The sequence below is a fragment of the Marinobacter goseongensis genome, from assembly GCF_023156235.1.
Lineage (GTDB): Bacteria > Pseudomonadota > Gammaproteobacteria > Pseudomonadales > Oleiphilaceae > Marinobacter > Marinobacter goseongensis.
In genome coordinates this window covers 1-1,195 of sequence record NZ_JAKZAI010000078.1, presented here as the reverse complement: position 1 = coordinate 1,195, position 1,195 = coordinate 1, and the positions used below count along the sequence as shown (strand labels likewise).

Sequence of the window (1,195 nt, the reverse complement as noted above, 5' to 3'; positions counted from 1 at the left end):
TGTAATCCCCCCAGAAAATAATCGAGGTTTTGAGTAGAGACTTTTACAATGATCGCAGAAGGAGCGACAGATGAAGAAGTCTCGATTTACCGACAGCCAGATCATGGCGATTTTGAAGCAGCACGAAGCCGGCGTTCCGGTGGCCGAACTGTCCCGCGAACACAACGTCAGCACCGCGCTCATCTATCAGTGGCGCTCGAAGTTTGGCGGCATGGATGCATCTATGATGAAGCGCCTGAAGGAACTGGAAGCTGAGAATGCCCGCCTGAAGAAGATGTATGCCGAAGAGCGGATCAAAGCGGAACTGCGCCAGGAAGCTCTCGAGGGAAAGTTGTAAGGCCATCTCAACGCCGGGAGATGGCCATCAAGGGCGTGGCCAAACATGGCATCAGTATCCGGTTGGCCTGTGTGGTGTATGGCATCAGCGAGACCTGTTATCGCTATCAGGCGAAGCTCGGTGGCGAGAACGCTCTGGTGGCGGACTGGCTATTGCGTCTTACCCAGACCCACAAACGCTGGGGCTTTGGCCTGTGCTTCCTGTATCTGCGCAACGTGAAAGGCTACCCCTGGAACCACAAGCGGGTATATCGCATTTACCGGGCACTTGAGCTGAACCTGCGCATCAAGCCCCGGCGAAGAATCCAGCGGGATTATCCGGGCGAGTTGGATGTTCCGACTGCGCCAAACCAGGTCTGGTCGATGGACTTCATGAGTGATCAACTGGTCAGCGGCAAGACGTTTCGAACGTTCAACGTAATTGACGACTACAACCGGGAAGGCCTGGGCATTGAAGTAGACCTGTCGTTACCCGCTCAGCGGGTGATTCGGGCGCTGGATCAGATCATCGAATGGCGTGGCAAGCCCGCAGCGATTCGATGTGACAATGGGCCAGAGTATATCTCGCAGTCACTGATAGACTGGGCCAACAGGAAGCGGATTACGCTGATCTACATTCAACCCGGCAAGCCCACTCAGAATGCCTACATCGAGCGCTTCAATCGGACTGCACGGCATGAATGGTTGGACTTGCACCTGTTCGAAAGCGTTGCCCATGCTCAGCTATTGGCGACTCAGTGGCTATGGCAGTACAACAACGAACGGCCGAACACGGCCATCGGAGGGATACCCCCATCCAGGCTACTGGAGGTAGCTTAACCCTCTACTCAAAAGGGCGGTTAAAAATGGGGGGCTTACA

The 1,195-nt window shown here is 55.0% G+C and carries 1 protein-coding gene; it reads left to right on the top strand.

From position 1 onward, the window contains the following. Positions 1 to 70 precede the first annotated feature (70 nt). Positions 71 to 1,155, top strand: a protein-coding gene (locus MLC70_RS18410) for an IS3 family transposase (RefSeq protein ID WP_248186001.1) whose coding sequence is annotated in 2 segments (ribosomal slippage) — positions 71 to 332 and positions 332 to 1,155 — 1,086 coding nt in all. Because the reading frame shifts where the segments join, the coding sequence is not laid out codon by codon here. Positions 1,156 to 1,195 lie beyond the last annotated feature (40 nt).